25 protein-coding genes, 1 tRNA gene and 1 other RNA gene are annotated in these 26046 nt (G+C 55.0%); 6 read left to right on the top strand and 21 right to left on the bottom strand.

The window, feature by feature from the left end:
• Nucleotides 1-14: 14 nt before the first annotated feature.
• The 4 genes from C2U53_RS20200 to ghrA all read right to left on the bottom strand — a co-directional run bounded on the left by C2U53_RS20200 (nucleotide 15) and on the right by ghrA (nucleotide 2947).
• On the bottom strand, nucleotides 15-506 hold the full coding sequence (locus C2U53_RS20200; RefSeq protein WP_172740585.1) for a DUF1097 domain-containing protein: 492 nt from the start codon (nucleotides 504-506) through the stop codon (nucleotides 15-17).
• 100 nt (nucleotides 507-606) lie between these two features.
• Complete coding sequence (locus C2U53_RS20195) at nucleotides 607-1161, bottom strand: molecular chaperone (protein ID WP_043001033.1); 555 nt, start codon at nucleotides 1159-1161, stop codon at nucleotides 607-609.
• A 23-nt stretch (nucleotides 1162-1184) separates the two neighbouring features.
• Entirely contained in the window at nucleotides 1185-1922 is a 738-nt protein-coding gene (locus tag C2U53_RS20190; RefSeq protein WP_043001034.1) for a phosphatase, read from the bottom strand.
• An 86-nt stretch (nucleotides 1923-2008) separates the two neighbouring features.
• Nucleotides 2009-2947 (bottom strand): glyoxylate/hydroxypyruvate reductase GhrA, encoded by a 939-nt coding sequence (gene ghrA / locus C2U53_RS20185; protein ID WP_044268767.1) that lies wholly within the window; start codon nucleotides 2945-2947, stop codon nucleotides 2009-2011.
• 234 nt (nucleotides 2948-3181) lie between these two features.
• Between ghrA and C2U53_RS20180 the strand changes: the two genes are divergently transcribed.
• Both C2U53_RS20180 and C2U53_RS20175 read left to right on the top strand, forming a co-directional pair.
• Nucleotides 3182-3269 (top strand) — tRNA-Ser (locus tag C2U53_RS20180).
• A 43-nt stretch (nucleotides 3270-3312) separates the two neighbouring features.
• Nucleotides 3313-3444: non-coding RNA, RtT sRNA (locus tag C2U53_RS20175), on the top strand.
• 188 nt (nucleotides 3445-3632) lie between these two features.
• On the opposite strand, the gene phoH is transcribed toward C2U53_RS20175, so the two are convergent.
• The 5 genes from phoH to putP form a co-directional block, all read right to left on the bottom strand.
• A complete protein-coding gene (gene phoH / locus C2U53_RS20170; RefSeq protein WP_043001036.1) occupies nucleotides 3633-4421 on the bottom strand; it encodes a phosphate starvation-inducible protein PhoH in 789 nt (262 codons plus the stop codon).
• A gap of 518 nt (nucleotides 4422-4939) precedes the next feature.
• Nucleotides 4940-6223, bottom strand: a complete 1284-nt coding sequence (gene efeB, locus C2U53_RS20165; protein ID WP_043001038.1) for an iron uptake transporter deferrochelatase/peroxidase subunit — start codon at nucleotides 6221-6223, stop codon at nucleotides 4940-4942.
• A 5-nt stretch (nucleotides 6224-6228) separates the two neighbouring features.
• Complete coding sequence (gene efeO / locus C2U53_RS20160) at nucleotides 6229-7356, bottom strand: iron uptake system protein EfeO (RefSeq protein ID WP_043001039.1); 1128 nt, start codon at nucleotides 7354-7356, stop codon at nucleotides 6229-6231.
• A gap of 56 nt (nucleotides 7357-7412) precedes the next feature.
• The gene (gene efeU, locus C2U53_RS20155; protein WP_104446372.1) at nucleotides 7413-8246 is read right to left on the bottom strand and encodes an iron uptake transporter permease EfeU; all 834 of its coding nucleotides are present in this window, start codon (nucleotides 8244-8246) and stop codon (nucleotides 7413-7415) included.
• 223 nt (nucleotides 8247-8469) lie between these two features.
• Nucleotides 8470-9978: a sodium/proline symporter PutP gene (putP, locus tag C2U53_RS20150; RefSeq protein WP_043001041.1), complete on the bottom strand. Its 1509-nt coding sequence runs from the start codon at nucleotides 9976-9978 to the stop codon at nucleotides 8470-8472.
• A gap of 397 nt (nucleotides 9979-10375) precedes the next feature.
• Between putP and putA the strand changes: the two genes are divergently transcribed.
• Together putA and C2U53_RS20135 are read left to right on the top strand one after the other, a co-directional pair.
• Entirely contained in the window at nucleotides 10376-14338 is a 3963-nt protein-coding gene (putA, locus tag C2U53_RS20140; protein ID WP_104446371.1) for a trifunctional transcriptional regulator/proline dehydrogenase/L-glutamate gamma-semialdehyde dehydrogenase, read from the top strand.
• Between the two features lie 59 nt (nucleotides 14339-14397).
• Entirely contained in the window at nucleotides 14398-14793 is a 396-nt protein-coding gene (locus C2U53_RS20135) for a lysozyme inhibitor LprI family protein (protein ID WP_043001955.1), read from the top strand.
• Here the strand turns inward: C2U53_RS20135 and rutR are convergent.
• Both rutR and C2U53_RS20125 read right to left on the bottom strand, forming a co-directional pair.
• Nucleotides 14790-15428 (bottom strand): HTH-type transcriptional regulator RutR, encoded by a 639-nt coding sequence (gene rutR / locus C2U53_RS20130; protein WP_044258058.1) that lies wholly within the window; start codon nucleotides 15426-15428, stop codon nucleotides 14790-14792. The genes C2U53_RS20135 and rutR overlap by 4 nt on opposite strands.
• A 163-nt stretch (nucleotides 15429-15591) precedes the next feature.
• Nucleotides 15592-15765, bottom strand: coding sequence for a general stress protein (locus C2U53_RS20125; protein WP_043001044.1), 174 nt, complete (start codon nucleotides 15763-15765; stop codon nucleotides 15592-15594).
• Between the two features lie 383 nt (nucleotides 15766-16148).
• On the opposite strand from C2U53_RS20125, the gene wrbA reads away from it, so the two are divergent.
• Together wrbA and C2U53_RS20115 are read left to right on the top strand one after the other, a co-directional pair.
• Entirely contained in the window at nucleotides 16149-16745 is a 597-nt protein-coding gene (gene wrbA / locus C2U53_RS20120; protein WP_043001045.1) for an NAD(P)H:quinone oxidoreductase, read from the top strand.
• 20 nt (nucleotides 16746-16765) lie between these two features.
• Entirely contained in the window at nucleotides 16766-16993 is a 228-nt protein-coding gene (locus C2U53_RS20115; protein WP_042319758.1) for a YccJ family protein, read from the top strand.
• A 36-nt stretch (nucleotides 16994-17029) separates the two neighbouring features.
• Here the strand turns inward: C2U53_RS20115 and agp are convergent, their stop codons facing one another.
• The 10 genes from agp to C2U53_RS20065 form a co-directional block, all read right to left on the bottom strand.
• Entirely contained in the window at nucleotides 17030-18271 is a 1242-nt protein-coding gene (gene agp / locus C2U53_RS20110; protein WP_104446370.1) for a bifunctional glucose-1-phosphatase/inositol phosphatase, read from the bottom strand.
• Nucleotides 18272-18358: 87 nt separating this feature from the next.
• Nucleotides 18359-19066, bottom strand: a complete 708-nt coding sequence (locus C2U53_RS20105) for a helix-turn-helix transcriptional regulator (RefSeq protein ID WP_044258062.1) — start codon at nucleotides 19064-19066, stop codon at nucleotides 18359-18361.
• 49 nt (nucleotides 19067-19115) lie between these two features.
• On the bottom strand, nucleotides 19116-19874 hold the full coding sequence (locus tag C2U53_RS20100; protein WP_043001048.1) for a sulfite exporter TauE/SafE family protein: 759 nt from the start codon (nucleotides 19872-19874) through the stop codon (nucleotides 19116-19118).
• Between the two features lie 86 nt (nucleotides 19875-19960).
• Nucleotides 19961-20449 carry a MarR family transcriptional regulator gene (locus C2U53_RS20095; RefSeq protein ID WP_044327672.1) on the bottom strand — a complete coding sequence of 163 codons (489 nt, stop codon included), beginning with the start codon at nucleotides 20447-20449 and terminating at the stop codon, nucleotides 19961-19963.
• A 24-nt stretch (nucleotides 20450-20473) separates the two neighbouring features.
• Nucleotides 20474-20959 carry a TlpA disulfide reductase family protein gene (locus C2U53_RS20090; protein ID WP_043001050.1) on the bottom strand — a complete coding sequence of 162 codons (486 nt, stop codon included), beginning with the start codon at nucleotides 20957-20959 and terminating at the stop codon, nucleotides 20474-20476.
• A complete protein-coding gene (locus tag C2U53_RS20085) occupies nucleotides 20946-21641 on the bottom strand; it encodes an ABC transporter ATP-binding protein (protein ID WP_104446368.1) in 696 nt (231 codons plus the stop codon). Before C2U53_RS20085 ends, C2U53_RS20090 begins: the two co-directional genes overlap by 14 nt.
• Before the next feature lie 4 nt (nucleotides 21642-21645).
• A complete protein-coding gene (locus C2U53_RS20080; protein ID WP_043001052.1) occupies nucleotides 21646-22776 on the bottom strand; it encodes an FtsX-like permease family protein in 1131 nt (376 codons plus the stop codon).
• Complete coding sequence (locus C2U53_RS20075) at nucleotides 22766-24049, bottom strand: ABC transporter permease (protein WP_104446367.1); 1284 nt, start codon at nucleotides 24047-24049, stop codon at nucleotides 22766-22768. The genes C2U53_RS20080 and C2U53_RS20075 overlap by 11 nt, the downstream gene beginning before the upstream one ends.
• 2 nt (nucleotides 24050-24051) lie before the next feature.
• Nucleotides 24052-25431, bottom strand: coding sequence for a Fe-S-containing protein (locus C2U53_RS20070; RefSeq protein ID WP_044264180.1), 1380 nt, complete (start codon nucleotides 25429-25431; stop codon nucleotides 24052-24054).
• Between the two features lie 66 nt (nucleotides 25432-25497).
• Nucleotides 25498-26025 (bottom strand): iron transporter, encoded by a 528-nt coding sequence (locus C2U53_RS20065; RefSeq protein WP_042319779.1) that lies wholly within the window; start codon nucleotides 26023-26025, stop codon nucleotides 25498-25500.
• Between the last annotated feature and the right edge of the window lie 21 nt (nucleotides 26026-26046).

Raw genomic sequence — 26046 nt, 5'->3', positions numbered from 1 at the left:
GCGTGAGGATTTCCTCACGCTTTTTTATTTTCCGCAACGGTTCGCGTACTGTGTCTTTCTCGCCGGGCCGCCAGCCACAGTCCGCTGTTTTTCATGGCATAGCCAAAGAGCAAACCGACCGCCAGTGAAGGCAAGACCAGTTTCCAGTCCCCCTGCCCGGCAAACGTGGCGCATGCACCGATAAATGTGCCTGGCACAAATGACAGTAAAACTTGCTTTGCCTGAATACACATCAGGAAGGCCACCACGCCGGTAATCACATAACCCACCAGTTCGAGATGCGGCGTCAACGCGCTACCGTAAATAATGACCAACGCCCACACCACGCCGCTCAACAGCGTGGAGGCCGAAATGGCCAACCCCTTTAACCCACCCTGCGGACAGGCGAAATAGGCGGTACAGCCTAAAAAGCCAGCCCAACTGAGTAAGCCAAGAGACACGGCCACCCATACCCAGATACCGGAGAGAATGCCCGTTGTGATTGCAATGGAAAGAAGTATGTTCATGCCGCGCATGATAGCAGAAAACGACAATATGAATGAGATCACGCACACAATTTATGCAATGATTGAATCAAGTTGCATACAAAAGTGATATATATCACAATTATTCGTCAGTCTCTTCTTCCAGTTCATCCCACATTGCGCCAATGGCATCGCGTGTTAACGGCGCCATCGTTCGCCAGAAAGGGGTTGCGGCGTGCGCTTCCACTTTACCGAGGAAGGTATCGCACCACGGAATGATGTAGTCCGCGAACAGAGTTTCCTGCGCCTCGCTTTCATCCTCCGCAGACTGATCTTCCAGCCAGGAGGCGGCCAGCAGCAACGTACCAATATGATCGGCTGGCGTTTCGCCAAGCGGCATACCTCGTGCAGAAAGGAAGGAGCGCACTTCTGATTCTGTCGCCCCTTCCACCCACGCGCTGCGATACGGTGGCACCGCGCACTCCGCACCGACAAACAGCGCGTTGTAATCCGCCGCCAACGGGGTCATATCACAGCTTTTCTGCAGACGCGCTAACAGTTCATCTTGCTCAAGCGGCCAGCTCGCCTGGAGTTTACCTTCGCGAATCAGGGTAAAAAGCGGAACCAGCAAAGGATCCTGCGGTTGACGGTAATACAGCGATCCCAGTACGCGGCACAGGATTGAAAACTCGTTCATCAAAATATTCCAGCTCGTGGTAGTTAAAGTTCAGCAAATTCAGGAATCGGCGCCATTCCGCGTGATTCCAGGAAATTGAGTAATCGTTTCGGGGTCACGTTCAAAATACGATCTTCCGGGAAATTCACTTCTTCGATAATTTTCAGACACTCACCGAAATCGCCCATTGTAAAGGCGGTATGAGAATCTGAGCCCAACGCCACCCAGCCGCCAGCATCACGTACCGCTGCCGCTACCGCGCGACAGTTTGCTTCACTGCCTTTGCGTGAATGAAGGAAGGAAGAGTTGTTAATCTCCAGTGCAACATTGTATTTTGCCGCAGCCTCAGCAATTGCCGTGATATCAACGGGATACTTCGGGTTTCCAGGGTGGCTAATGATATGCACAACGCCGCTCGCCATGGTGGCGATCATCGCCTGCGTATTAGTGGCTTCATCGTGGGGGGCGAACACCGGCTCATGGAAGCCCGCGATGATCAGATCCAGTGAGGTGAGCATCGGCCCGGTACAGTCGATTTCACCTTCGATATTTTTGATATTTGCCTCAATGCCTCGCAGGATCCCGACCCCATCCACCACGCGCGGCCAGATACGCATATTGATGAAATGCCAGTGGTGTGGAGCATCCGCCATGTCCGGACCGTGATCGGTAATTGCGAACAGTTTCAGTCCCTGACGCTTCGCCTGGGCGATGTAATCGCTCAGAGTACTATAAGCATGGGTGCTGGCGACGGTATGCATATGCAGGTCAACGGGATACATGTCTCTCTCCTGTGGTCATTTTTCGACAAGGATAGCAGGAATCGCCTGCGTTTATTAGTCGAAACCCGGCAGATGCCGGGTTTCCCTTAGTAACCGCGCTGACGGTCAACCTGCCCGGTCACCGCTTCGCCGTTTTCCAGATGCGAAATCGTGCGGGAAATATAGGCGACGGCTTCAGCAGGACGCGTGACTGCCGCAATGTGCGGCGTCATCGCCACACGCGGATGTTTCCACAGCGGACTATCCGCAGGCAGCGGTTCACGACTGAAGACATCCAGCATCGCCCCTTTGAGTTTATTACTGTTCAGTGCGGCGAGCAGATCATCTTCATTAACGTGCACGCCACGCGCGAGATTCAGCAGATACGCCCCATCCTGCAGTTGGTCAAGCAGTTTGCCATTGATAATGCCGACCGTTTCCGCCGTATTGGGCAGCAGATTTATCAACACGCGAGTCTGGCTAAGGAATGCGCCTAACTCTTCAGTGCCTGCGAAACTCTCAACGCCAGGCCAGGTTTTACGACTGCGACTCCAGCAGCGCAGCGGGAAACCCCAGGCCTGCAAACTTTCAGCCACTTTCGCGCCCAGTACGCCAGCCCCCATAATTCCCACGGTAAACGCCTCGCGCGTATATTCCGGCAGCGGTCGCCATTGGCTCTCGTTTTTCAGCGCCTGGTAATCATCAAAACGGCGGAACCAGTGCAGCACCTGACTGACCGCGTATTCCTGCATCTGCAAGCCCATACCGGTATCTTCGAGACGAAAGAGAGGAATGGCAGGATCCAGCATCGTGGGATGGGCTTTCAGTTTGCTCAGGATCGAATCTACACCCGCCCCAAGTGCGAACACCGCCTTAAGTTTACGCCCTTCCAACATTTCTACCGGTGGATGCCAGACCAGCGCATAATCTGCCGGATCGGTATCGCCCTGCTTCCACTCCCGGACTCTGGCACCCGGAATAGCCTTTTCCAGGGCAGCGATCCACCAGGGGGTATCAAACGTAGGGTGATAGAAAATGATATCCATATTGACTCCTGCGGGTTGTTGTGCGGAATTTTTCGCACTTATTATCATCGTTTTCAAAGGGATCATCAGCATAGCAAATTCGCTGGCGCTGGCAAAAAAAGCAGTTTTCGCCTAATTAACCTACAGGTTGCTTGAAGTTTGTATAAACGCACGATTTTTTGGAAAAGTTGATTGACGCAGGCGGTGTATTTCCCTAAATTAGCGCCCGTTCCAGTCGTTGAGGAACAACAATATGGTGAGGTGTCCGAGTGGCTGAAGGAGCACGCCTGGAAAGTGTGTATACGGCAACGTATCGGGGGTTCGAATCCCCCCCTCACCGCCATATTTCAGATAAGAGCCGGTACTTATGTATCGGCTCTTTTCTTTTATATTCCTCAATGGGGGGGATGAGAATCCCCGACCGGGTTCGACAACGGGCGCAGCCCGTTGGACGGAATGGCCGCAGGCCATGACGCCCGCAGGGCGAGCGAAGCGAGTCAATCCCCCCCTCACCGCCATATTTCAGATGAGAGCCGGTACTTATGTATCGGCTCTTTTCTTTTATATTCCCCAATGGGGGGATGAGAATCCCCGACCGGGGGTCGACAACGAGCGAAGCCAGTCAATCCCCCTCACCACCCTATGTGACATTCGCCTAAAAAACAAAGCCCGGTTTTCCCGGGCTCTGAGCGCAAAGATTGCTAACTTAACTGTACGCATTCAGCGTTCGTTGGCAGAGCGCCGAGCGAACGCAATCATCTTTATTGAAGCGAACAATCCCTATCATTTCATCTTCTTTAAAGCGGGCCAGCGCGTCACTGAGCCCTGACTGAACATGAGGGGGTAAATCGCACTGGGTAATGTCCCCGTTGACGATAACCGTCACATTCTCCCCGAGGCGCGTTAAGAACATCTTCATTTGCGCAGCAGTGACGTTCTGAGCCTCGTCAAGAATGACCACTGCATTTTCAAATGTACGTCCGCGCATGTAGGCGAACGGCGCGATTTCCACCTTACCGATTTCAGGTCGCAGGCAATACTGCATAAAAGATGCCCCGAGTCGTTTAACCAGCACGTCATAAACCGGCCGGAAATAGGGAGCAAACTTCTCCGATACATCTCCAGGTAAGAAGCCGAGATCTTCATCAGCCTGCAGAACTGGACGGGTGACAATGATCCTGTCTACATCTTTATGTATCAGGGCCTCTGCTGCTTTTGCCGCACTGATCCAGGTTTTACCACACCCGGCTTCGCCCGTAGCGAAAATCAGTTGTTTACTCTCGATAGCATTCAGGTAGTGCGATTGAGCCTCATTGCGCGCCATGATTGGCGTGGCGTCGCGACTGTCGCGCGCCATGCCAATCGCTTCTACGCCACTCATCTGCACAAGCGAGGTGACCGATTCTTCTTCACGCTGTTTATGACTGCGTGAGTCCCGTCTCAGCACACGTTTTGCTTCACGACGAGCTTTGATCACTGCTTTTTGTCTTCCCATGGATAGCACCTTGAGTTGTTGGTATTCATCACACGCGCCGTTGGCAGCGCGATTATGCGCACGAACATCTGCGGGTTGGCTTCCTTGTAAGCCATTGCTTGCCTTTCGAATAGACGCCACACACGGCTACGCGCACCGAATATGGCGTCAGTAACACGAAGAAGAGGGGAAAATGAGAGAAATTTAGCGGTGACGAGATGGCTACCGGAGGAGAGACTTCCGCGTAATAGGCTGCAAAAACTGTCAGAAACGTGTCCACGAGAGGACTTTACCATTCGCGATCTCCATAGTGAATAACCATCACTGCCGGGAACTACCGCTATTACGTATAATTACATCAGAACTTAGCAATAACGCAACAATATTTTTACCTGACGTTAACTAAATTCTCATTTCTGTTGGCAACAGTCTCTTACGGAGATATTACAAAATTATTTCAAAAAACGGATCATATAAAAAAAGAATATTTTCAGCCGCGTGAGACGCAACATACCCCGCCCACAGACGGGGTATCACTTTCAGGCTTCAAGCAGAGACTGGCCCAGATAGCGATCGGCCTGCTTGATTCCCGGTAGCGCGAAGAAATAGCCGCCGCCAATCGGCTTAACGTACTCTTCCAGCGCTTCGCCGTTTAGCCGCTTCTGCACGGTCAGGAACCCTTTTTCCAGGTCGTGTTGATAGCAGACAAACAGCAATCCCATATCAAGCTGTCCGGATGGCGTCACGCCAAGGGAGTAGCTGTATCCACGACGCATCATCAGGCTCGACTGCGTCTGCGCCGTGCGTGGATTCGCCAGACGAATGTGGCTGTCCAGCGCAATGACGTTGCCGTCCGGGTCGCTGGCGTAATCCGGCACATCATGTTCGTGCTGCATCCCCAACGGAGCGCCGGTGTGCTTATCGCGGCCAAAAATGGTTTGCTGCTCTTTGAGCGGCGTGCGATCCCAGAATTCGACGCGAAACTGAATAAGACGAACAGCCTGATAAGATCCGCCAATGGCCCACGCCGGTTCCCCCTGCTCCGCCGTCACCCACACCACGTCCTGCATCAGCTTTACATCGCTGCTGTCCGGATTCGCCGTACCGTCTTTAAAGCCCAGTAAATTGACCGGAGTCTCTTTACCCTTACTGCGCGCCGCATGGTCGGATATAAACCCTTCTCGCTTCCAGCGAACGCTCAGCAAATCCGGCGTATGTTTGATGATATCGCGCAGGGCATGGATCACCGTGTCCTGGGTGTTAGCGCAAATCTGTAGTAACACATCGCCATGGCATAACGCCGCATCCAGAGAGTCATTCGGGAAACGGGTCATTTTCTGCAACGTCTTTGGCATCTGCGCCTGTAGGCCAAAGCGCGTATCGAACAGCGAATGCCCCACCGACAGCGTCATGGTCAGGTTATCCGGCGCGATGAAGGCGCCGAGGATCCCGGAGTCCATTGGTGGCATACGCGGGTTCGGCGTTTCCGGTGCCGGGCCGCCAGTGGTCAGGAAAGCAATACGTTTCGTCAGCAGGCGAAACAATCGTTCGAGCTCACCTTTATCCGATGCCAGAACGTCAAATGCCACCAGCATCATTGAAGCCTGCTGCGGCGTCAAAATACCCGCCTGATGGGGACCGTAAAAAGGCTGAGTCTCGCTACGAGCATCCGGCGACAAGGTTCCCGGCGCGCTTTGCGGCTTTTGCGCATGGGCGACCGGACAACCGCCGGCCAACGCCAGCGCGCCGCCGAGCGCGCCCATTCCTTTCAACAAACGTCTGCGTGACGGTTCGCTCACGCCGTTTTTATTATCATGCTGCATGGTGCTTAATCCAGACCCAGTACACCGCGTAATTGCGCGAGATCTTCCGCCAGCGTCGTAATCGGGCCTTTCAGCGCGTTGCGATCTGCATCGGTCAGTTTATCGTAAGTCTCAAAACCGTCTTTGGTGCGATATTTCGCGAGGATGGTATCCACTTTTTTGAAGTTCGCATCCACTTTTGCTAACAGCTCGCTGTTCTCTTTTTGCAGTTGCGGACGCAGCAGGTTTACGATCTTCTGCGCTCCGTCAACGTTCGCCTGGAAATCCCACAGATCGGTATGGCTGTAGCGATCTTCCTCGCCGCTGATTTTACTGGCCGCCACTTCTTCAATCAGTCCTGCTGCACCGCCAACCACTTTTGACGGTGGGAATGCCAATTCACTGATGCGTTTTTGCAGATCCAGAACGTCGGTATTTAACTGATCGGCGTAGTTCTCCATCCCTTTGACCGAGTTATCGCCAAACAGCGCTTTTTCCAGACGGTGGAAGCCGGTAAATTTCGGGTCGGCGGCTTTTTGTTCGTAATCGTCTTCACGGGCATCGATGCTGCCGTCAAGATCGGAGAATAGCTCAGCAATCGGCTCGATACGTTCGTAATGCTGACGGGTTGGCGCATACAGTGACTTCGCTTTCTCCAGATCGCCCGCCTTAATGGCATCGGTGAAGGCTTTAGTTCCCGCCACCAGTTGCGCGGTCTCTTCGGTCACATAGGCTTTATAGTTGGTGATAGCGCCACCCAGACTCAGTAAAGCGTCACTCTGCGCGGCATCGGCCGTCGCGCTGCCCTTAACAATCAACTTCCCTTTCGGGTTAGTCAGCAGGCCACAGGTCATGTCATATTCGCCCGGTTGCAGATTGGCAGTCATCTTCTGGCTGAATCCCGGCGCGATGTTTTCGCGTTCTTCAACCACCATCACCCCCTTCAGGATCTCCCATTCCAGCGCTTTCTGACTGTGGTTTTGAATGATGAACTGGGTTTTGCCGGCATTAACCGTAATGCTCATCGGCTCACATTGTTTATCCGTTACCGTGACGTTAACCTGCGGAATATCCGCAGCATGGGCAGTAAAAGCAGAAGCAAACAGTGCAGCCATGCCAAGCTGCAGCGCACTACGGCGAAAGTGATTCGTCATGACCATCCCTTTAAATAAGTATGTTGTAACTACATAAGAGTTTGCGTCGCGAAGCGTCAAGGCGCTGCGCGGGACGCGGTTGTGCCTGTGCGCGGCGGCGATGCAAACACCACCAGCGCCGGTATCAGATAGATAAACCAGACCGCAACTTCACTGACGCTCGGAGCTTCCTGGTAGCCAAAAATGCCTTCCATCAAAGTGCCAAACAGCGAGTGCGTCGAAAGAATAGCGCTCATATCAAATGCCACGTCCTGGAAGTGATTCCACAATCCCGCTTCGTGGAAGGCGCGAATCGCGCCTGCAGCAAGACCGGCCGCCACCAGCAAAATGAACAGGCTGGTCCACTTAAAGAAAGCACCCAGGTTCAGACGGATGCCGCCCCAGTAGAGTAAGAAACCAAGAACAACCGCAGTCGCCAGCCCCAGCATGGCCCCCACCGGCGGCCAGATCCCGACATCCTGTTGAAAGGCCGCCAGCAGGAAAAAAACGGATTCCAGCCCTTCACGCGCCACGGCGAAAAAGACCATCATAATCAGTGCCCAGCCGTGGTGATTACCGCGCTGTAATGCGCTGTCGACCGCCTGCTCCAGTTGGACTTTGACGTTGCGCGAAACCTTACGCATCCAGAACACCATCCAGGTGAGGATCACCACAGCAATCACCGCAACGATACCCTCAAACAGTTCCTGCTCCTTCTGCGGAAACTCACCGGTGGTCTCGTTGATGAAGATCCCAAGGCCCAGACACAGCGCCGCCGCCAGAAATACACCAATCCACATCACGCCAATCCAACGGCCTCGTTGGGTACGCTTCAGATAACTGGCTATCAGGCTGACTATCAGCGCGGCTTCCAGCCCTTCACGCAACATAATTAGAAACGGAACAAACATGCCAGACACCCTTAAACGTTATTCTTAGTCAACTGATGCAAAGAAAGGTAAATTACAGTGATAGTGATTATCATTACGGCAAGAGAAAACTCAAGCAGAATGTAATGATAATGATGTCAGAATGTAAACACTTAGCGGGTTAATGATTGTGGCAGGAAGCGATAGCTGAAAAAGACAAAAAAGCCCGCACGAAGCGGGCCTGATTAGTCAGTGAACTGAGACGTTAGCCTTCCTGCAAACGCGATGGCGGTGCGGAATGATAGTGCGCGTCAGCCTCAGCAAAGCGTTTGAGCATCGCCGATGATGGCGCTTTACCCAACAGACTGAAGACGACGATACCGACGCTGCCGAAGATAAAGCCCGGAATGATTTCGTACAGATCCAGCCAACCGAAATGTTTCCAGACGATCACCGTCACGGCACCGATAATCATCCCGGCCAGTGCGCCGTTGCGAGTCATACGCGACCACATCACCGAGAACAGTACCACCGGACCAAACGCGGCGCCGAAACCAGCCCAGGCGTAGCTCACCAGACCCAGCACCCGGTTATCCGGGTTCGCCGCCAGGGCGATCGCCACCAGCGCGACCACCAGCACCATAATGCGCCCTACCCAAACCAGCTCCTGTTGGCTGGCACCTTTGCGCAGGAACGCTTTGTACAGATCTTCGGTAATGGCGCTGGAACATACCAGCAACTGACAGCTCAGCGTTGACATTACCGCCGCGAGAATCGCAGACAGCAGGATACCGGCAATCCACGGGTTAAACAGGATTTGCGCCAGTTCGATGAACACGCGCTCCGCGTTCTGATTCACCGAACCCGCCAGCGCCGGATTGTTGTTGAAGTAAGCGATGCCGAAGAAACCGACCGCGACCGCACCTGCCAGACAGAGGATCATCCAGGCCATGCTGATACGGCGGGCATGAACGATGCTGTGGTGGGAATCCGCCGCCATAAAACGTGCCAGAATGTGTGGCTGACCGAAGTAGCCCAGGCCCCAGCCCATCAGGGAAATGATGGCGACGAAATTCAGCCCTTTGAGCATATCAACGTTCTCAATGCTCTTCTGTTTAATGACTTCCAGCGAATCGCCAAAGCCCCCAACGCTGATGATGACAATCACCGGCGTCAGGATCAGTGCAAAAATCATCAGACTGGCTTGTACGGTATCCGTCCAGCTTACCGCGAGGAATCCGCCAATAAAGGTATAGAGGATGGTGGCCGCCGCGCCTGCCCACAGTGCGGTTTCGTAGCTCATGCCAAAGGTGCTTTCAAACAGACGCGCCCCTGCCACGATGCCGGATGCACAATAAATAGTGAAGAACAGCAGAATTACCAGCGCGGAGATAATGCGCAGAACCCGGCTCTTGTCTTCAAAGCGCCCGGTGAAGTAGTCCGGCAGCGTCAGGGCGTTATTATTATGTTCGGTGTGCACGCGAAGGCGCCCGGCCACCAGTTTCCAGTTGATCCACGCCCCTAACGTCAGGCCGATGGCAATCCAGCTTTCTGAAATCCCGGAAATGAAAATCGCGCCCGGTAAGCCCATCAGCAGCCAGCCGCTCATATCCGACGCGCCCGCAGATAATGCGGTGACAAATGGCCCGAGACTGCGGCCCCCCAAAATATAATCATCAAAGTTCTTGGTTGAACGCCAGGCGATAAAACCAATCAGTATCATGCCAAAAATATAGACACAGAACGTCACCAGCATCGGTGTGCTAATTGCCATAAAATCTCCAGACTCTTCTGTTTTATTGCTCTGCCGGAACGTGGCAAAGCCTGTTGTATTTCCCGGGCGACCGTATCCTGCCGGAAGCGCGGTTTATTCACAATCGATTTAACACATCATTTACATCAAATTTAAATGCAGATGAACACTATTTTCTGGCAGGTTGCACTCTCTCACATTTTTCGCGGTTGCACCTTTTAAAAGTGTTAACTGCCGCAGAGAAAAAGATAGCGTTATTATTTTTCCCAACGTCATACATCTTTCTTTTATTAACATTTCATTCATTTTTAAGCTTGTTATACAGGTCACATTTAACGTGGTTGCACAAAGTTGCAACATAGTAGATATTTCTCGATAACGATAAGCAGTACCTCACCGAACAACAGGAGCAGATGGCATGGGAACCACCACGATGGGGGTTAAACTGGATGACGCAACGCGCGAGCGCATTAAGTCAGCGGCAACGCGAATTGATCGCACCCCGCACTGGTTGATTAAGCAGGCAATCTTTAATTACCTGGAAAAACTGGAAAACGATGACACGCTGCCAGAAATTCCTGCGCTATTGGCCGGAGCCGCCAACGAAGGCGATGAATCCACGGCACCGCAGGAAGAGATCCATCAACCTTTCCTGGAATTTGCCGAGCAGATCCTCCCACAGTCGGTCTCGCGTTCCGCCATTACCGCCGCGTATCGTCGCTCTGAAACTGACGCGGTCTCGATGCTGATGGAACAGGCGCGTCTGCCGCAGCCGGTAGCCGAACAGGCCCATAAGCTGGCTTATCAACTGGCGGATAAACTGCGTAATCAAAAAACAGCCAGCGGCCGTGCCGGTATGGTGCAAGGCTTGCTGCAGGAGTTTTCTCTCTCTTCGCAGGAAGGGGTGGCGCTGATGTGTCTGGCGGAAGCGCTGCTGCGTATTCCGGATAAAGCCACGCGCGATGCCTTAATCCGCGACAAAATCAGCAACGGTAACTGGCAGTCGCACATTGGTCGTAGTCCGTCGTTGTTCGTCAACGCGGCGACCTGGGGTCTGCTGTTCACCGGTCGTCTGGTCTCCACCCATAACGAAGCCAGCCTTTCTCGCTCTCTGAACCGCATTATCGGTAAGAGCGGTGAGCCGCTGATCCGTAAAGGCGTCGATATGGCGATGCGTCTGATGGGCGAACAGTTCGTGACCGGAGAAACCATTGCCGAAGCGCTGGCGAATGCCCGTAAGCTGGAAGAAAAAGGCTTCCGCTACTCTTACGATATGCTGGGTGAAGCCGCGCTGACCGCAGCCGATGCGCAGGCCTATATGGTCTCCTATCAGCAGGCAATTCATGCAATTGGTAAAGCGTCGAACGGACGCGGGATTTATGAAGGTCCGGGGATCTCTATCAAGCTCTCCGCCCTGCATCCGCGTTATAGCCGTGCCCAGTACGATCGTGTGATGGAAGAGCTCTATCCGCGCCTGAAGTCGTTGACGCTGCTGGCGCGCCAGTATGATATCGGCATCAATATCGATGCCGAAGAGGCCGACCGTCTGGAGATCTCCCTCGATCTGCTGGAAAAACTGTGTTTTGAACCTGAACTGGCTGGCTGGAACGGTATTGGTTTCGTCATTCAGGCGTACCAGAAACGTTGCCCGTTCGTCATCGATTACCTGATCGATCTGGCCACCCGCAGCCGTCGCCGCCTGATGATCCGCCTGGTCAAAGGCGCCTACTGGGATAGCGAGATCAAACGCGCCCAGATGGACGGTCTGGAAGGCTACCCGGTTTACACGCGCAAGGTCTACACCGATGTCTCTTATCTCGCCTGCGCGAAAAAGCTGCTCGCCGTACCGAATTTGATCTACCCACAATTTGCGACCCACAACGCCCATACGCTGGCAGCCATTTATCAGCTGGCCGGGCAGAACTACTATCCAGGTCAGTATGAGTTCCAGTGCCTGCACGGAATGGGTGAGCCGCTGTACGAACAGGTCACCGGTAAAGTGACGGATGGCAAACTTAACCGTCCGTGCCGCATTTATGCACCGGTTGGCACCCATGAAACGCTGCTGGCGTACCTGGTGCGTCGTCTGCTGGAAAACGGGGCGAACACCTCCTTTGTTAACCGTATCGCGGATACCACGCTGCCGCTGGACGAACTGGTGGCCGATCCGGTCGAGGCCGTTGAAAAACTGGCGCAGCAGGAAGGTCAGACCGGTCTGCCGCATCCGAAAATTCCGCTGCCGCGCGATTTGTACGGCAAAGGGCGCGAAAACTCTGCCGGTCTGGATCTTTCCAACGAACATCGTCTGGCCTCACTCTCCTCTGCCCTGCTCAACAGCGCGCTGCAAAAATGGCGAGCGTTGCCGATGCTCGAGACACCGGTTGCCGAGGGCGAAATGAACCCGGTGGTCAACCCGGCAGAACCGAAAGACATCGTCGGTTATGTCCGTGAAGCCAGTGAAACTGAAGTCGAACAGGCGCTGCAAAGCGCGGTGAACAATGCTCCTATCTGGTTTGCGACGCCGCCGCATGAACGTGCCGCCATCCTCCATCGCGCTGCCGTGTTGATGGAAGGCCAGATGCAACAGCTGATCGGCATTCTGGTGCGTGAAGCCGGTAAGAGCTTCGCCAACGCCATTGCCGAAGTGCGTGAAGCAGTAGACTTCCTGCATTATTACGCCGGTCAGGTGCGTGACGATTTTGATAATGAGACCCACCGCCCGCTCGGTCCGGTTGTTTGCATCAGCCCGTGGAACTTCCCGCTGGCCATTTTCAGCGGACAAATCGCCGCCGCGCTGGCTGCAGGCAACAGCGTACTGGCAAAACCCGCGGAACAGACGCCGCTTATCGCAGCCCAGGGCATTGCCATCTTGCTGGAAGCTGGCGTACCGCCGGGCGTGGTGCAACTGCTGCCTGGCCGGGGTGAAACGGTGGGCGCGCAATTGACCGCCGACAGCCGCGTGCGCGGCGTGATGTTTACCGGTTCTACCGAAGTGGCGACGCTGCTGCAACGTAACATCGCGACGCGTCTGGATGCACAGGGACGTCCGATTCCCCTGATCGCCGAAACGGGCGGCATGAACGCGATGATCGTTGACTCGTCTGCCCTCACCGAACAGGTGGTGGTCGACGTACTGTCCTCGGCATTTGACAGCGCCGGACAGCGCTGCTCCGCGCTGCGCATACTCTGTCTACAGGATGATATCGCCGACCACACGCTGAAAATGCTGCGCGGCGCGATGGCCGAATGCCGGATGGGCAACCCGGGGCGTCTGACCACCGATATCGGTCCGGTGATCGACAGTGAAGCCAAATCCAATATTGAACAGCATATTCAGGCTATGCGGGCGAAAGGTCGTCCGGTATTCCAGGCGGCGCGTGAAAACAGTGAAGATGTCCGTGAATGGCAAAGCGGTACATTCGTTGCGCCAACGCTGATCGAACTGGAAAGCATTGACGAGCTGCAAAAAGAGGTCTTTGGTCCGGTTCTGCACGTTGTACGCTACAACCGCAACAACCTGGACGCGCTGATTGACCAAATCAACGCCTCCGGCTACGGTCTGACGCTGGGCGTCCACACCCGTATTGATGAAACCATTGCCCAGGTCACCGGTTCGGCGCACGTAGGCAACCTGTACGTTAACCGGAATATGGTGGGGGCGGTCGTCGGCGTACAGCCGTTCGGCGGCGAAGGACTCTCGGGGACCGGCCCAAAAGCCGGTGGGCCGCTCTATCTCTACCGTCTGCTGGCAAATCGTCCGGAAAATGCGCTGGCCATCACTCTGGCGCGTCAGGATGCGGACTATCCGGTAGACGCCCAGTTGAAAGCCGCGCTGATCCAGCCGCTGGAAGCGCTCAGCGAGTGGGCGGCCGATCGCCCTGTGTTACGTCAACTTTGCCAACAGTTTGGCGAACTGGCGCAGGCCGGTACGCAGCGTCTGCTGCCTGGCCCTACCGGGGAGCGTAACACCTGGACACTGTTACCGCGTGAGCGCGTACTGTGTATCGCGGATGATGAACAGGATGCGCTGGTGCAACTTGCCGCCGTCACTTCGGTCGGGAGTCAGATTTTGTGGACTGACGATGCTTTCCACCGTGATCTGGCGAAACGCCTGCCGGCAGCGGTTGCTGCCCGCATTGCGTTTGCGAAAACCGACAGCCTGACAACGCAGCCTTTTGATGCGGTGATCTTCCACGGCGATTCCGATCAGCTTCGTGCCCTGTGTGAAGCGGTAGCAGCCCGTGAAGGCGCGATTGTCTCGGTACAAGGTTTCGCCCGTGGTGAAAGCAATATTCTGCTGGAGCGACTGTACGTCGAGCGTTCGTTAAGCGTGAACACGGCAGCCGCCGGAGGTAACGCAAGCCTGATGACAATTGGCTAAGGCTGTGGTTAATTAAGGCTCCGGAAACGGGGCCTTTTTTTATGGAGCCAGAGGGAATGATGAAACGAATACTACTCACCTGCGCTGCGCTGCTGCTCAGCGGTCAGGCGCTGGCCGATGACTGCGCAAATGCCAGCACGCAAGCGGAAATGAATACCTGTGCCGTCACCCAGTATCAGACGGCAGACAAAGAACTGAATGAAACGTATCAGAATGCGCTGAAACGCGCAGCCCCGCCACAGCAGGAACTGCTGAAAAAGGCGCAGACCGCGTGGATCGCCATGCGCGATGCCGACTGCGCGCTTATCAGCTCCGGCACCGAGGGGGGAAGTGCTCAGGTGATGATCGCCAATCAGTGTCTGGCGGATAAAACCGCCGAGCGTGAAGCGTTTCTCGCCTCGCTGCTACAATGCGAAGAAGGCGATATGAGCTGCCCACTGCCGCCTGCCAATTAACGAACGCGAATTCCCTCAATAATCATGCGTTGAACGTTTTCAACCGTCTGATTAAAAAAGGTTTCGTCACGCAGCGTTGCGCCCGTCACCGCCTCAACCTGAGGCGCAAAATCGGCGTAATGCTGTGTTGAAGCCCAAATCATGAAGATCAGATGATGCGGGTCGATCGGCGCCAGTTTGCCGCTCTTCACCCAACCGGCAATCAGGGCGGACTTTTCATCAATCAGCGTTTTCAGATCGCCGGTCAATTCATCCATCAACAGCGGCGCACCGGCCAGCATCTCCATGCAAAAAAGACGCGAGGCCTGCGGGTAATCACGGGACACTTCCAGCTTCAGCCGGATGTACTCTTTAATGGCAGCCAATGGCGCAAAATCTTCCCGAAACGCTTTTAAGGGCGCCAGCCAGATATCCAGAATTTGACGTAGCACGGCGACATACAGCGCCTCTTTTGACGGGTAGTAATAAAGAAGATTGGTTTTGGAGACGCCGGCCTGCTCGGCAATGTGTTCAATACGGGTGCCGTGAAAACCATATTGTGAAAACGTATTTAATGCGGCTGTCAGAATCGCTTCGCGTTTCGCGCTGACCGCCTGCGAGCGTTTACCTGTTTTTTTCTCAGCACGTTCGGCCATGCCCTTTCCTTGTTCGGTGAATCTGTCAGTGGCGCATAGTCTGCGTGGCGTTTCCTTTCAGTTCAACCTGACGGGCAAAAAAAACCGCCGGAGTATCCGGCGGCGGTGGCGTCATCACGCAGTAAGGGGAGGCTGAACATGATGATCGACAAGTGCGGCAATGCTAGCTGTTACGGCTACCACCACTGCTCTTGCCCCCTTTTTTACCTGCTTCAGAGGCACGCTGCGGGTCATTTTTAAAATTCCCCCCGCTGTGCTGACCACCTTTCTTACCTGCTTCTGATGCTCTTTCACGGTCTTCGGCAAAATTACCGGAACCGCCTCGATGGTTTGCCATTACTGACCTCCGTCATTGATTAGACATCATATTGCATAGGTACTGAGGAGTGACTCCTCACGCCACGGATGGCGGATGCCATTCACCTCGCGACGTGAAACTAAGCTTAGGCAATACAGAGCGTTCGGCCCGCCGCTGGTAATATCCTGCAACAGCTTAAGTCCGTGTTGAGAAATAATTGCCTCAGTTTATCAATAAGCCTTTCTTATGATTAGCAAAATTTAGCGGCGAGAAAATGTATCATTTTGCTACAAAACAGGCTGTCCTAAAATTTGTTATAAATCAAAGAAATGGTCGTGATATTTGCACTCTCAGCGCCACGTCATATCTTTAAAGAGGGTAGCGAATCGCTACAGACACGGTTAATACGAGGAGTAGTACAAATGGCTAAAGTTCTGGTGCTTTATTATTCCATGTACGGACACATCGAAACGATGGCGCACGCGGTAGCGGAAGGGGCAAACAAAGTGGACGGCGCAGAGGTCGTGATTAAGCGTGTACCGGAAACCATGCCAGCTGAAATTTTTGCCAAAGCCGGAGGCAAGACGCAAAACGCGCCCGTCGCCACCCCGCAAGAACTGGCGGATTACGACGCCATTATTTTTGGTACGCCAACGCGCTTTGGCAATATGTCAGGCCAGATGCGTACCTTCCTCGATCAGACGGGCGGATTGTGGGCGTCCGGCGCGCTGTATGGCAAACTCGCCAGCGTTTTCAGTTCTACCGGGACAGGCGGCGGTCAGGAACAAACGATTACGTCTACATGGACTACACTTGCCCATCATGGGATGGTGATTGTGCCCATCGGCTACGCCGCACAGGAACTGTTCGATGTTTCGCAAGTTCGCGGTGGTACGCCTTATGGCGCAACGACCATTGCCGGGGGTGACGGTTCACGCCAGCCCAGTCAGGAAGAACTCTCTATCGCACGTTATCAGGGCGAATACGTTGCCGGTCTGGCAGTGAAGCTCAACGGCTAATCTTCAACGGGAGGATAAGAATGCCAACTCAAGAAGCGAAGGCTCATCACGTCGGTGAGTGGGCAAGTCTGCGCAATACATCGCCGGAAATAGCCGAAGCCATATTTGAAGTTGCCGGATATGACGAAAAGCTGGCAGAAAAAATTTGGGAAGAAGGCAGCGATGAAGTGCTCATCAAAGCCTTTGATAAGACAGATAAAGACGCGCTCTTCTGGGGCGAACAGACCATCGAACGTAAAAACGTTTAAGCCGTTAAATCCCCCGCTTGCGCGGGGGAACCTCATTTATTTCGCCGCCTCATTCAGCAGCGCGTCAAACTTGTCGATCGGACAGAAACCGTTCGCATCAATCGGGCATCCTTTCAACTCCAGAGTCACGCGTTGCGCCGGGGCTTTCAGCGTCAGCACATCCGCATTACGCAGCTGCTCTGAACTCTGATACACATACTCAATTTTCATCAGATCGCGGTTGGCCTTCGTGTCATGCCAGCGCTGGAAGACAATTTTGCCGCCAATCGGCGTACGTTCGTTTTGATCATGTAACTGATAGGGTTTGAATTCCAGTGCGGTAAGCAGTGAGGCGATGTTTGAGTCATGCCCCACCAGCACGGTAATTTTCGGCGCTTTCGCCTGTTCGGTCACCAGCGCTTTGTCGATGTATTTCACCAGCGGTTTCGCCACGTTACGTGCGACCTCCGCAGAGGTAAACAGGCTGTCCTGATAGCCATTTTTCAGTTTCGACAACACCTTCCATTGCTGATCGGATTTAATTTCGCCCCAGGCCACCTGATCCATCGGGAATCCTTCGTAGTATTGCAGCGTGAAGGCGTCCACCAGCGAGTTCCCCACTTTCAGCGGTCCGGAGACACCGGGCTCCTGCTCATAGTTCGCGCTAAAGGTATCTTTAGCGTCAGTCAGCGAACACTGCTGTTTTTCCTTGCATGATGGCGAGTCTTTGTAGTTGATCATCTGTTCCAGCAACTTGTAGCTGTCATCAAGTTGCATCTGGCCGCGCTCTTTTTCCATCGCCTGTACGGCTTTCTCGCGGAAAGCCGCCGAATCATCGGTGATCACCGGGTTAAAGGTGGGGTCCATGGTGCCCATTTTTTCCTGGTGATGCACCGGAACATCGCAGCCAGGGAACGCACCGGTGATAAAGAACTGGGCGGTCGCGACCGTACGCTGCAGACTGTTGGCATAGGTATAGACCGTATCCGGTGCCGGGCACTCGCCGGATTTCACCATCCCCTGCTCTGCCAGCCATTCACGCATGTAATGGCCCATATACACTTCCAGCACGCCACCTTTGGTGGTGAGCTGTCCGCCCGGCACATCCCATTCAGGCCATTTATTCGGAGTGGACTGCTCCAGCACGCTGCCATTGTTCGCCAGCGGCGCACGTAAGTTATGTCGACTCATCATCAATACTTGCTGTAGCTGATAGCCTTCCGGCACCGTTTGTGCCTGCGCGGCAGAAGACACCATCACAACCCCTGCCACAGCGGCGGCAATTAACGATTTGTTCATCCCTACGACCTCGTGTTGTTATTCGTCATTCATAAGTGTGACAGATATATGACACATTTTTGGGAACGAGACCGCAAAAACAGGGATTCAGCGCATCATATTGATGCCAAATATCATTTGCAGCTTGCGGATCCCGGAGGGCGTGAAGGTGACCTGGCGGCTTCCCGGTGCTGTTTTGATCCACCGCTGCCCGGTAAGCCAGGTCAGTAGCGCCGCGCCAAGTACACCACCCAGATGATAACGTCGCTCGCTCCAGTCCAGACAGCCGCAACTAAATTTGCGTCGCGACACGCTGGCCTGTACGACAATGCCCAGATCCGCCAGTTTCTCCTCACCCAGAGGCGTCAGGGTTTCGCCATCTGCCGTCAGCCACTGTCGGGAAACCAGCGTATCAAACAGTCTCACCGCCACTTCTCCGGCCAGATGGTCATAACAGGTCCGCGCCTGACGCAAACTCAAAGGCGTAGTGATTTTCCGCGATGCCGTTGATGTCCAGGCGACGCCCATCAGGCGCTCCAGCAGTTCCGCAATGTCTGCGCTTGCAAGGCGAAAATAGCGGTGCCGCCCCTGGGCGAGAGAAACCACGAACCGCTGCTCGCACAGACGGGCCAGGTGCGCACTGGCGGTAGACGGCGAGATATCCGCCACCGCGCTCAGTTCCGTCGCCGTCCATGCCCGGCCATCCATCAGCGCACACAGCATCCGGGATCGCGATTTGTCCGCCATCACCGCCGCCGTCAGCGCCATTCGTGATTCGAGTTCGCCGTCTTCTTCATTTACGACTATTGACGTCATACTGACCTCTCAGCCTCGGGGAGGAGTTAACCATGGCACGATTTTGTCATTAAGTCACAGCACGGAGCATCATTTCGATACTTAGCCCCAGCAGACAAAACAGAAAGCAACGTTTAAAGACAACGGGTGAGATGACCCGTCGGATACGAGTGCCTGCCCACTGGCCGAGCAGCGCCGGAACGATGGCGAATGCCGATAAGCTCAGCGACTGCACGGGGAGCGCGTCGTGCCACCACAGACCCAGTGCTAACGCCAGCGTGGAAAAGGTAAAAGAGATACCGAGCGCCTGAACCAGTTCATCCTTCTCAAAGCCCAGCGACTGGATCCACGGCACCGCCGGCATCACAAAGACGCCCGTTCCGCCGGTCAACAAGCCGGTAGCGAATCCGACAACCAGTGAGAGCGGTTTTTCACGCCGCGGTGCGATCGCAATTCGTTTTCCCGCCAGGGTCCAGAGCGCATACACCATCAGCGCCAGCCCGAGCGCAAACTGTGTGCGGGAAGTCTCGCCACCGGTGATCCAGACGCTGGCCAACAGTGTGGCAATCACCACCGTTAGCAGCATAGGCCAGAGTCGCTTCAGCAACATCCGGGTATTTCCACCGCCGCCAAACTGAAACAGATTGCTGATAAGCGAAGGTAACAACAGCATAGCCGCCGCCGCAACCGGAGAGATCAGCGAGCCGAGGATCCCCATTGCCACAGTAGGCAGCCCCATGCCGGTGACGCCTTTCACCATCCCCGCAAGAACAAAGGTTAAGGCAATCATCACAACCTGGTCGGGGTCGAATGCAAAAAGAAGGGTCATGCTTCAGCGTCCTGTAAGGAGAAGATGACCTATCCTGAATGCTTGCGACGATGCTTGCTTCGTCAGCGAACGAAATGTGGTTTCCGCTATTCAGAGATAATGACTTCATGGCGGATGTTACGCGCGCAGTAGGCTGTCCCGTCTTTGAGATACAGTTCCTGAAAACGGCTGTTATCCATCGGTTGTTGCAGTCGCGTACGCTCGGTATCGACAAACTCTTTTTGCACGCGGTAATGCACCGCATCCTGTGTTTCGAACGCGATAAACTCGCGGGTGGCATAGGGCTTATGTTTCAGTTTGACATAGACGATGTACTGCACCGTGCTGAACGTAAGCCCGGTTCGCACGGCAATCTCCTTCATGGTCAGCGGTTCATCGGATTCATACAATGCCTGAACCTGTTGAATTCTCTTCTGGCTATACGCCGACACACGCAAACTGAGTTTCAGCCGGTAAGCCATATTGCGCACCACCGTCACATTGGTGCACAGCATCTGCGCAATGTGTTGCGTCGAGAGGACGCCCGCGTTTTCACGCAGGAGAGCCAGGCTCTCGTCGTTCCAGATAAATGCCATCAGCGGTATCCCTCCACCGAAAACTTATTGCCCCGCGAGACGGGCGAACGTGGCGGCTAATTCCGCCGGTTTACGCATTCCCTGATGCCACTCCAGCACCCGGCCTTGTGGATCAATCAGGACCGAGGTCGGTGTGCCGATGACCTGGTATCGTTCCTGAGTGATTTTCATCTGATCGCGAAGGACCGGATACGACACTTGGTGCTTCGCCAGAAGCGCATCCAGGTTGACCGTACCCGGATCGGTATTCACCGCCACCACTACCACGCTATCGCCCCATTTCTGGCTGAGCGTTTCCAGCGAATCCATCTCCGCCAGACAACCACCGCAGCCTGCCGACCAGAAATTGAGGTAGATGGATTTTCCCTGCCAGCGATCCAGTCCGGACTCCTGGCCTTGTAAATCGAAGGCCGCCAGCGCCGGAGCCGTTTCGCCGACAGCCAGCTTTTCCTCTTTACAGCCACTGAGCAATACCGCCAGTGAGAGAATGAAAACGTTAAGCCAGCGCATGTTGCATCGCCTCCTCTCCCAGATACTTTCCATGTTGCAGACGCAAAATGCGATCGGCAAACTGCCCAAGCGCCGGGTTATGCGTCACCATGACTATCGTGCGCCCCTGGCGGTGCAAATCGGTAAGCAAATTCAACACCCGCTGTTCATTCTCTTCATCGAGGTTGCCTGTCGGTTCATCCGCGAAAATGACCGGCGGCTCATTCACCAGCGCCCGCGCAATACAGACACGCTGCTGCTCCCCACCGGAAAGCTGGCTGGGTAAATGGGTGACGCGGTGCCCAAGGCCGACCTGTTCCAGTACTTTTCTGGCTGCTGCCTCGTCCACCACGCTGTGGTAGTGCTGCGCCAGCATGATATTTTCCAGCGCGGTTAAAAAGGGAATGAGATGGAATTGCTGGAACACCAGGCCAATCTTCTCGGCGCGAAAACGACGCCGTCCCTCTTCATCCAGCGCGGCGGCGTCCGTACCCTCAAGAAACACCTGACCTTCCGTTGCGGTATCCAGACAGGTGAGGATGTTCATCAGCGTCGTTTTCCCGGAGCCGGAGGCCCCCATGATGGCGACAAACTCCCCTTGCGTAATTCGCAGGTTAATATCATCCAGGGCGGTAACGTCGCCAAACCGTTTATAGAGGTGACGTGTTTCGATCGCCACCTGTGGAATCTGCGTCACGGACATGGCGCTACTCTCCTTTCAGCACGTTAGCGGGTTCGACGCTGACCGCACGCCGTACCGGAACAATCGCCGCCAGAATGGCGACCAGTAAAGACAATACGAGGGTGATGGGCAGCACCGGCAGACGCAGCGAGATCGCCGCGTTGAATACCGTCAGTCCCAACAGTTGCGCCAGCAAATACCCCAACAACCAGCCGCACACTACGGCCGCAAGGGCGATAATGCAGGTTTCCAGCAAGATTTGCCGTACGATGTCGCCATTGCTGGCACCCAGCGCTTTTTGCAGAGCGAACTCGCGGGCACGCTCGCCGACTATCGCCATCAGGGTGGTATTCACGCACAGGGAAGAGAGCGCCAGAATCACCAGCGATACCAGTCCCATCAGCCCTTTGATCTTATCCAGCACCTGTCCTTCTGAGGCGGAGACTTTACGCACCGGGCGAATCTCCAGATCCGGATACTGGCTTTGCAACCGGCTGGCATAGCGATCAACCTGGCCAACATCATTACTGACGCTCAACAGGCCGTGGCTGATTTTCCCCGGCTGATGCAGCCAGGCTTGCGCCACGTCGAGGCTGACGATCAGCATGTTGTCCGTGGCGTCACCGGCTTCAACAATGCCTTTAATCTGCAGGTTTTTCCGCTGGTTATGATCGACCAGCGTGACGTTATCGCCGGGCTGAACGTTGAGGCGCTCCGCCAGCTTGACGCCAATCATCGCGTTGCGATCGTCGAAGCTGACGCCAATCCAGCTCCCCTGGACCTGCCAGTAAGGCACCAGTTTTTGCAATGATTCAAACCAGACGCCGACGATCACCACTTTTTCCAGTTCGGTACGCGCCATGCCGTATAACCACGGACTGGCACCGTGAACCAGCCCCGCTGGCGCATCATCCAGAAGGGTCTGTAGCTCCCGCTGCGGCATACTCGCGCCGTGCCCCGGCCCGATGTAGAAGTTGGCGCCGAAGGTGCGTAACTCTTCACTCATTTTAGTATTGATGTCGAACCATACCGCGCTCAGCGCCGTCACGATGGTCGCCCCCACCATCAGCGCGGCAAAAACCACGCTGACCCGCTGAAAACGCAGGCGCAGCGCCCGCCACACCAGCAGCCAGAGCATTGTCCGTTTAGCGGCCATACAGCACCTCCACGGGATACAGTCGCGCAATGCGCCGCGCCGGGAACCAGGTTCCGATCAGGGCAATCAATATCGCAACCACCAGTACACACGGCACCACAATCCACGCGAATTCAAGCGGTGCGTCGAACAGCATCACGCCAATCGCTTTCGCCAGCCCCCATCCGGCAACGCATCCCAGCGCCCCGCCAGCCAGCCCACTGGAAGCGGCTTCGAGGTAGAACAGCAGCATGATCTGCCACTGACGCGCGCCAAGCGCCTTCATCAGACCGATCTCTTTGGCGCGTTCCATAATGGTGCTGGTCATCAGCGAGGCGATCCCCATTGCCGATGCCGCCAGCGCGGCAATCGTCACCACCGCCATCAGCAACTGAATTTTGTCAATCACCACCCCTTCAGAGGCGGCGACTTGCCAGACCGGGCGCACCTCCGCCCCGGAGATCGCCTCCTCCAGTTGGTGGGCGATAGAAGAAACATAAGCAGTGCAGTACCAGAGGTCGTACTCTTCCGCATTAAGCGCATCCAGATTTTCCCGCGCGCGACGTGAAAGCTCATTTTCCGGTACCGTCAGCGCCGAAACACGAATGGCCTGCACCTTGCCGGGCAACCCCAATAGCGTCTGCGCTATCGCGAGCGGCATCACCAGTTGGTTATCTTCCTCGCCGCCGCTGGAGAGGATCCCGCTGACGGTGACAGGCACTGTTGTATCCGCGTTGTTTAATACCAGCGTATCACCCGCTTTCCATCCTGTTTGTCGCGCCAGCGCATGCCCCACGAGCGTTTGCGGTGGACTGTTCTCGCCTTCCTGCGGCCAGTCGCCGGTCACCTGCCAGAACGGGCTAACCGTTTTCTGTCCGGTTTCATATCCCTCTTCATCCGGAATATCGACCGGTTGGCTGAAGAACGTCCCGAGAATGCGCACCGCGTTATCGTTCACGGTGACTTCACCGCCCAGCATCGGCGCAAAACCGACAATGTTATTGCGCCAGAAAATATCTTTGATATTCGGCAATTCAGCTTCATCAAGGAAATCCTGCCCAGAGAGCGGATTACTGCTTTCGCTAAACAGCGCAGGCAATGCCGCTTGTCCGGCAGGCTCAATCAGGATGTTTGCGCCGTAGGATTTGAGCTCCCTCGACATTTTGTCACCGATATCGATCGACACCGCCAGCAGCGCCGAGATCAGGCTGGCTGCAAGAAAGACCGTGATAATCGCCAGCCCTTTACGCCGCAGGTTGCGTCCCCAGGATTGTCGTAACATTCGCCACAGCATCGTTACTCCTCCCTCAGTTCAGCAGGAACAAACTGTTCCGGCGTTTGACGAAAACGGTCATAGTTCTCTTCGGAGGAAAAGAACCAGGTCTTACCGCCGTAGCTGTACTTGAAGTCCGCCGAAGTATTGGTCAGCGTTGAACCATCAACCGGATCGGTCACCTGAATGGTCATCACCGTCGAGAAGTAGTTCACGCCAGCGGCCAGTTCTTTACCGGGGATCACTAACTCTTTTTCATCGTTGTGCCAGTTTTCAATCGGTACCGGATTGCAACCGCCGGGTTTGCCAATGGAAGGGATAAAAATATGTACCCCACAGGCGACGCAAATGACCTGATTGCCTTCCATCACATAGCCCTGATCGCCGCACAATAGACAGGCATCAAACACCACGCCAAAGCGCAGTTTGTCGGGATAACGGTTGATGATGAAAAAGCGCACGGCTTTGCCATCGTCAGCCACCCAGACAAAGCGATGCAACTTACCGTCCCGCAGTTGTTCAACCGGCAGATGGACACTGCCGTCGCTGGCGAGCGTTACCGGGATGGCTTGCGAAAGCTGCGGCGGCTGAGACGCGACGTTGTCCCACCACAGTTGCCCGGCAATCACCACCACGGCACAGCCGAGGGTGACCAGCCAAAGCCGTAGCGCATTACGCCGCTGCGCCAGCGCCAGGCGATGTGCAATCGGTTCTTCTGTTGCCCGCGTCTGACGATGGGCGCTCAGCAACGACGGCAGCCAGCACAGCGCCAGGAGCAGCAGTAATCCCACCGCCATCCAGTTATAGGCTGGCGCATTATTGGTCACTTTCGCCACAAAGCTCAGCAGCGATTTCGCCAGCGGCAGTACCTGTAGCTTCATCAACAGCAACAGCAAATTACCGCTTAACGGCAGCCACAGCATGACCAGCAGAATGAGAGTGAATGGCCAGTACAGCACGCGGATTCGGCGCAGCAGCATGGCGCAAAGCACGCCAGCCAGACAAAGGATCGCGAAGGCGAGCACCACTGCCGTCAAATTCAGCAGCAGTTCAGTATTCAGGACATGCGTGCTGGTTAAGCCACCGAGATTCGGATCGAGCGCCCAGTGACGCGCTGCGCCAAAGACCAGAATCCCTTGCCACAAATAGCGCACACGGTTTCCCGCCCACCAGAAGCTGAGCACAAACAGCAACGTGACCATCACTTCCGTTCCGACCAGTAACAGCTGTACCGGTTGTGAACCGCGCAGCGTCAGTCCTGCCAGCACGCCGGCCGCCAGACCAATAAGCAGCGTCCAGCCCAGAGGGCGTAAGGAAGGGGGATCGTTTCGACTCCAGAGAACGCCGGAGAGTAACGCGATGCAGAAAAAGACCTGTAACGTGGTGACGAAAAAGTAACTCATGACATCGACTCAGAACAGCGGATTGACTCGGCCGGGATGAGTTAGCATCCCGGCGCATCGGTTTTCTTAGTTCAGACCGACGTATTTAAATTCGTAGCTCACATCAAACGGTTTCCACCAGCGACCGACACCAGTGTCACTGTCGGTGTGACGGTGCATCCCCGCTTTTGACGGCGGTTCAATGTGGTAAGTCACTTTGTAGTTGCCCACGCCCATCATCTTGACGTTCGCGCCATAGTGAGGGCCATCGCTGGCGACCATCGGCATAAACGTTCCTTCCTGTTTTTCACCGGTATCGCTGTTGACCAGGGTGTAGCTGATGGTCAGATAGGGGATCCACTCTCCTGCGCCAAAGCCGTTTTTGCTGCCTTCGACCGCGTGAATATCCGCCTCAAGGTGAATATCGGCTTTGGCTGCCGGTAAGCCCATGCCGCGCGGCTCCATATCAATCGGCTGCAGATAAACGGCGGCCAGCTCCATTTCATTCATCACGACAGGCTCGCCCGCCGGGTACTCTTTAAAGGCGAACGCTGCCGGTGCGGTGAAAATTCCGGCCATCACTGCGCTGGCAATCAGGGTTTTCTTCATGGTCATCAGACATATCCTCTCGTCTAA

The sequence above is a fragment of the Citrobacter sp. CFNIH10 genome, assembly GCF_002934585.1.
Classification (GTDB): Bacteria; Pseudomonadota; Gammaproteobacteria; order Enterobacterales; family Enterobacteriaceae; genus Citrobacter_A; species Citrobacter_A amalonaticus.
This window is presented reverse-complemented; position numbering and strand designations above follow the sequence as displayed.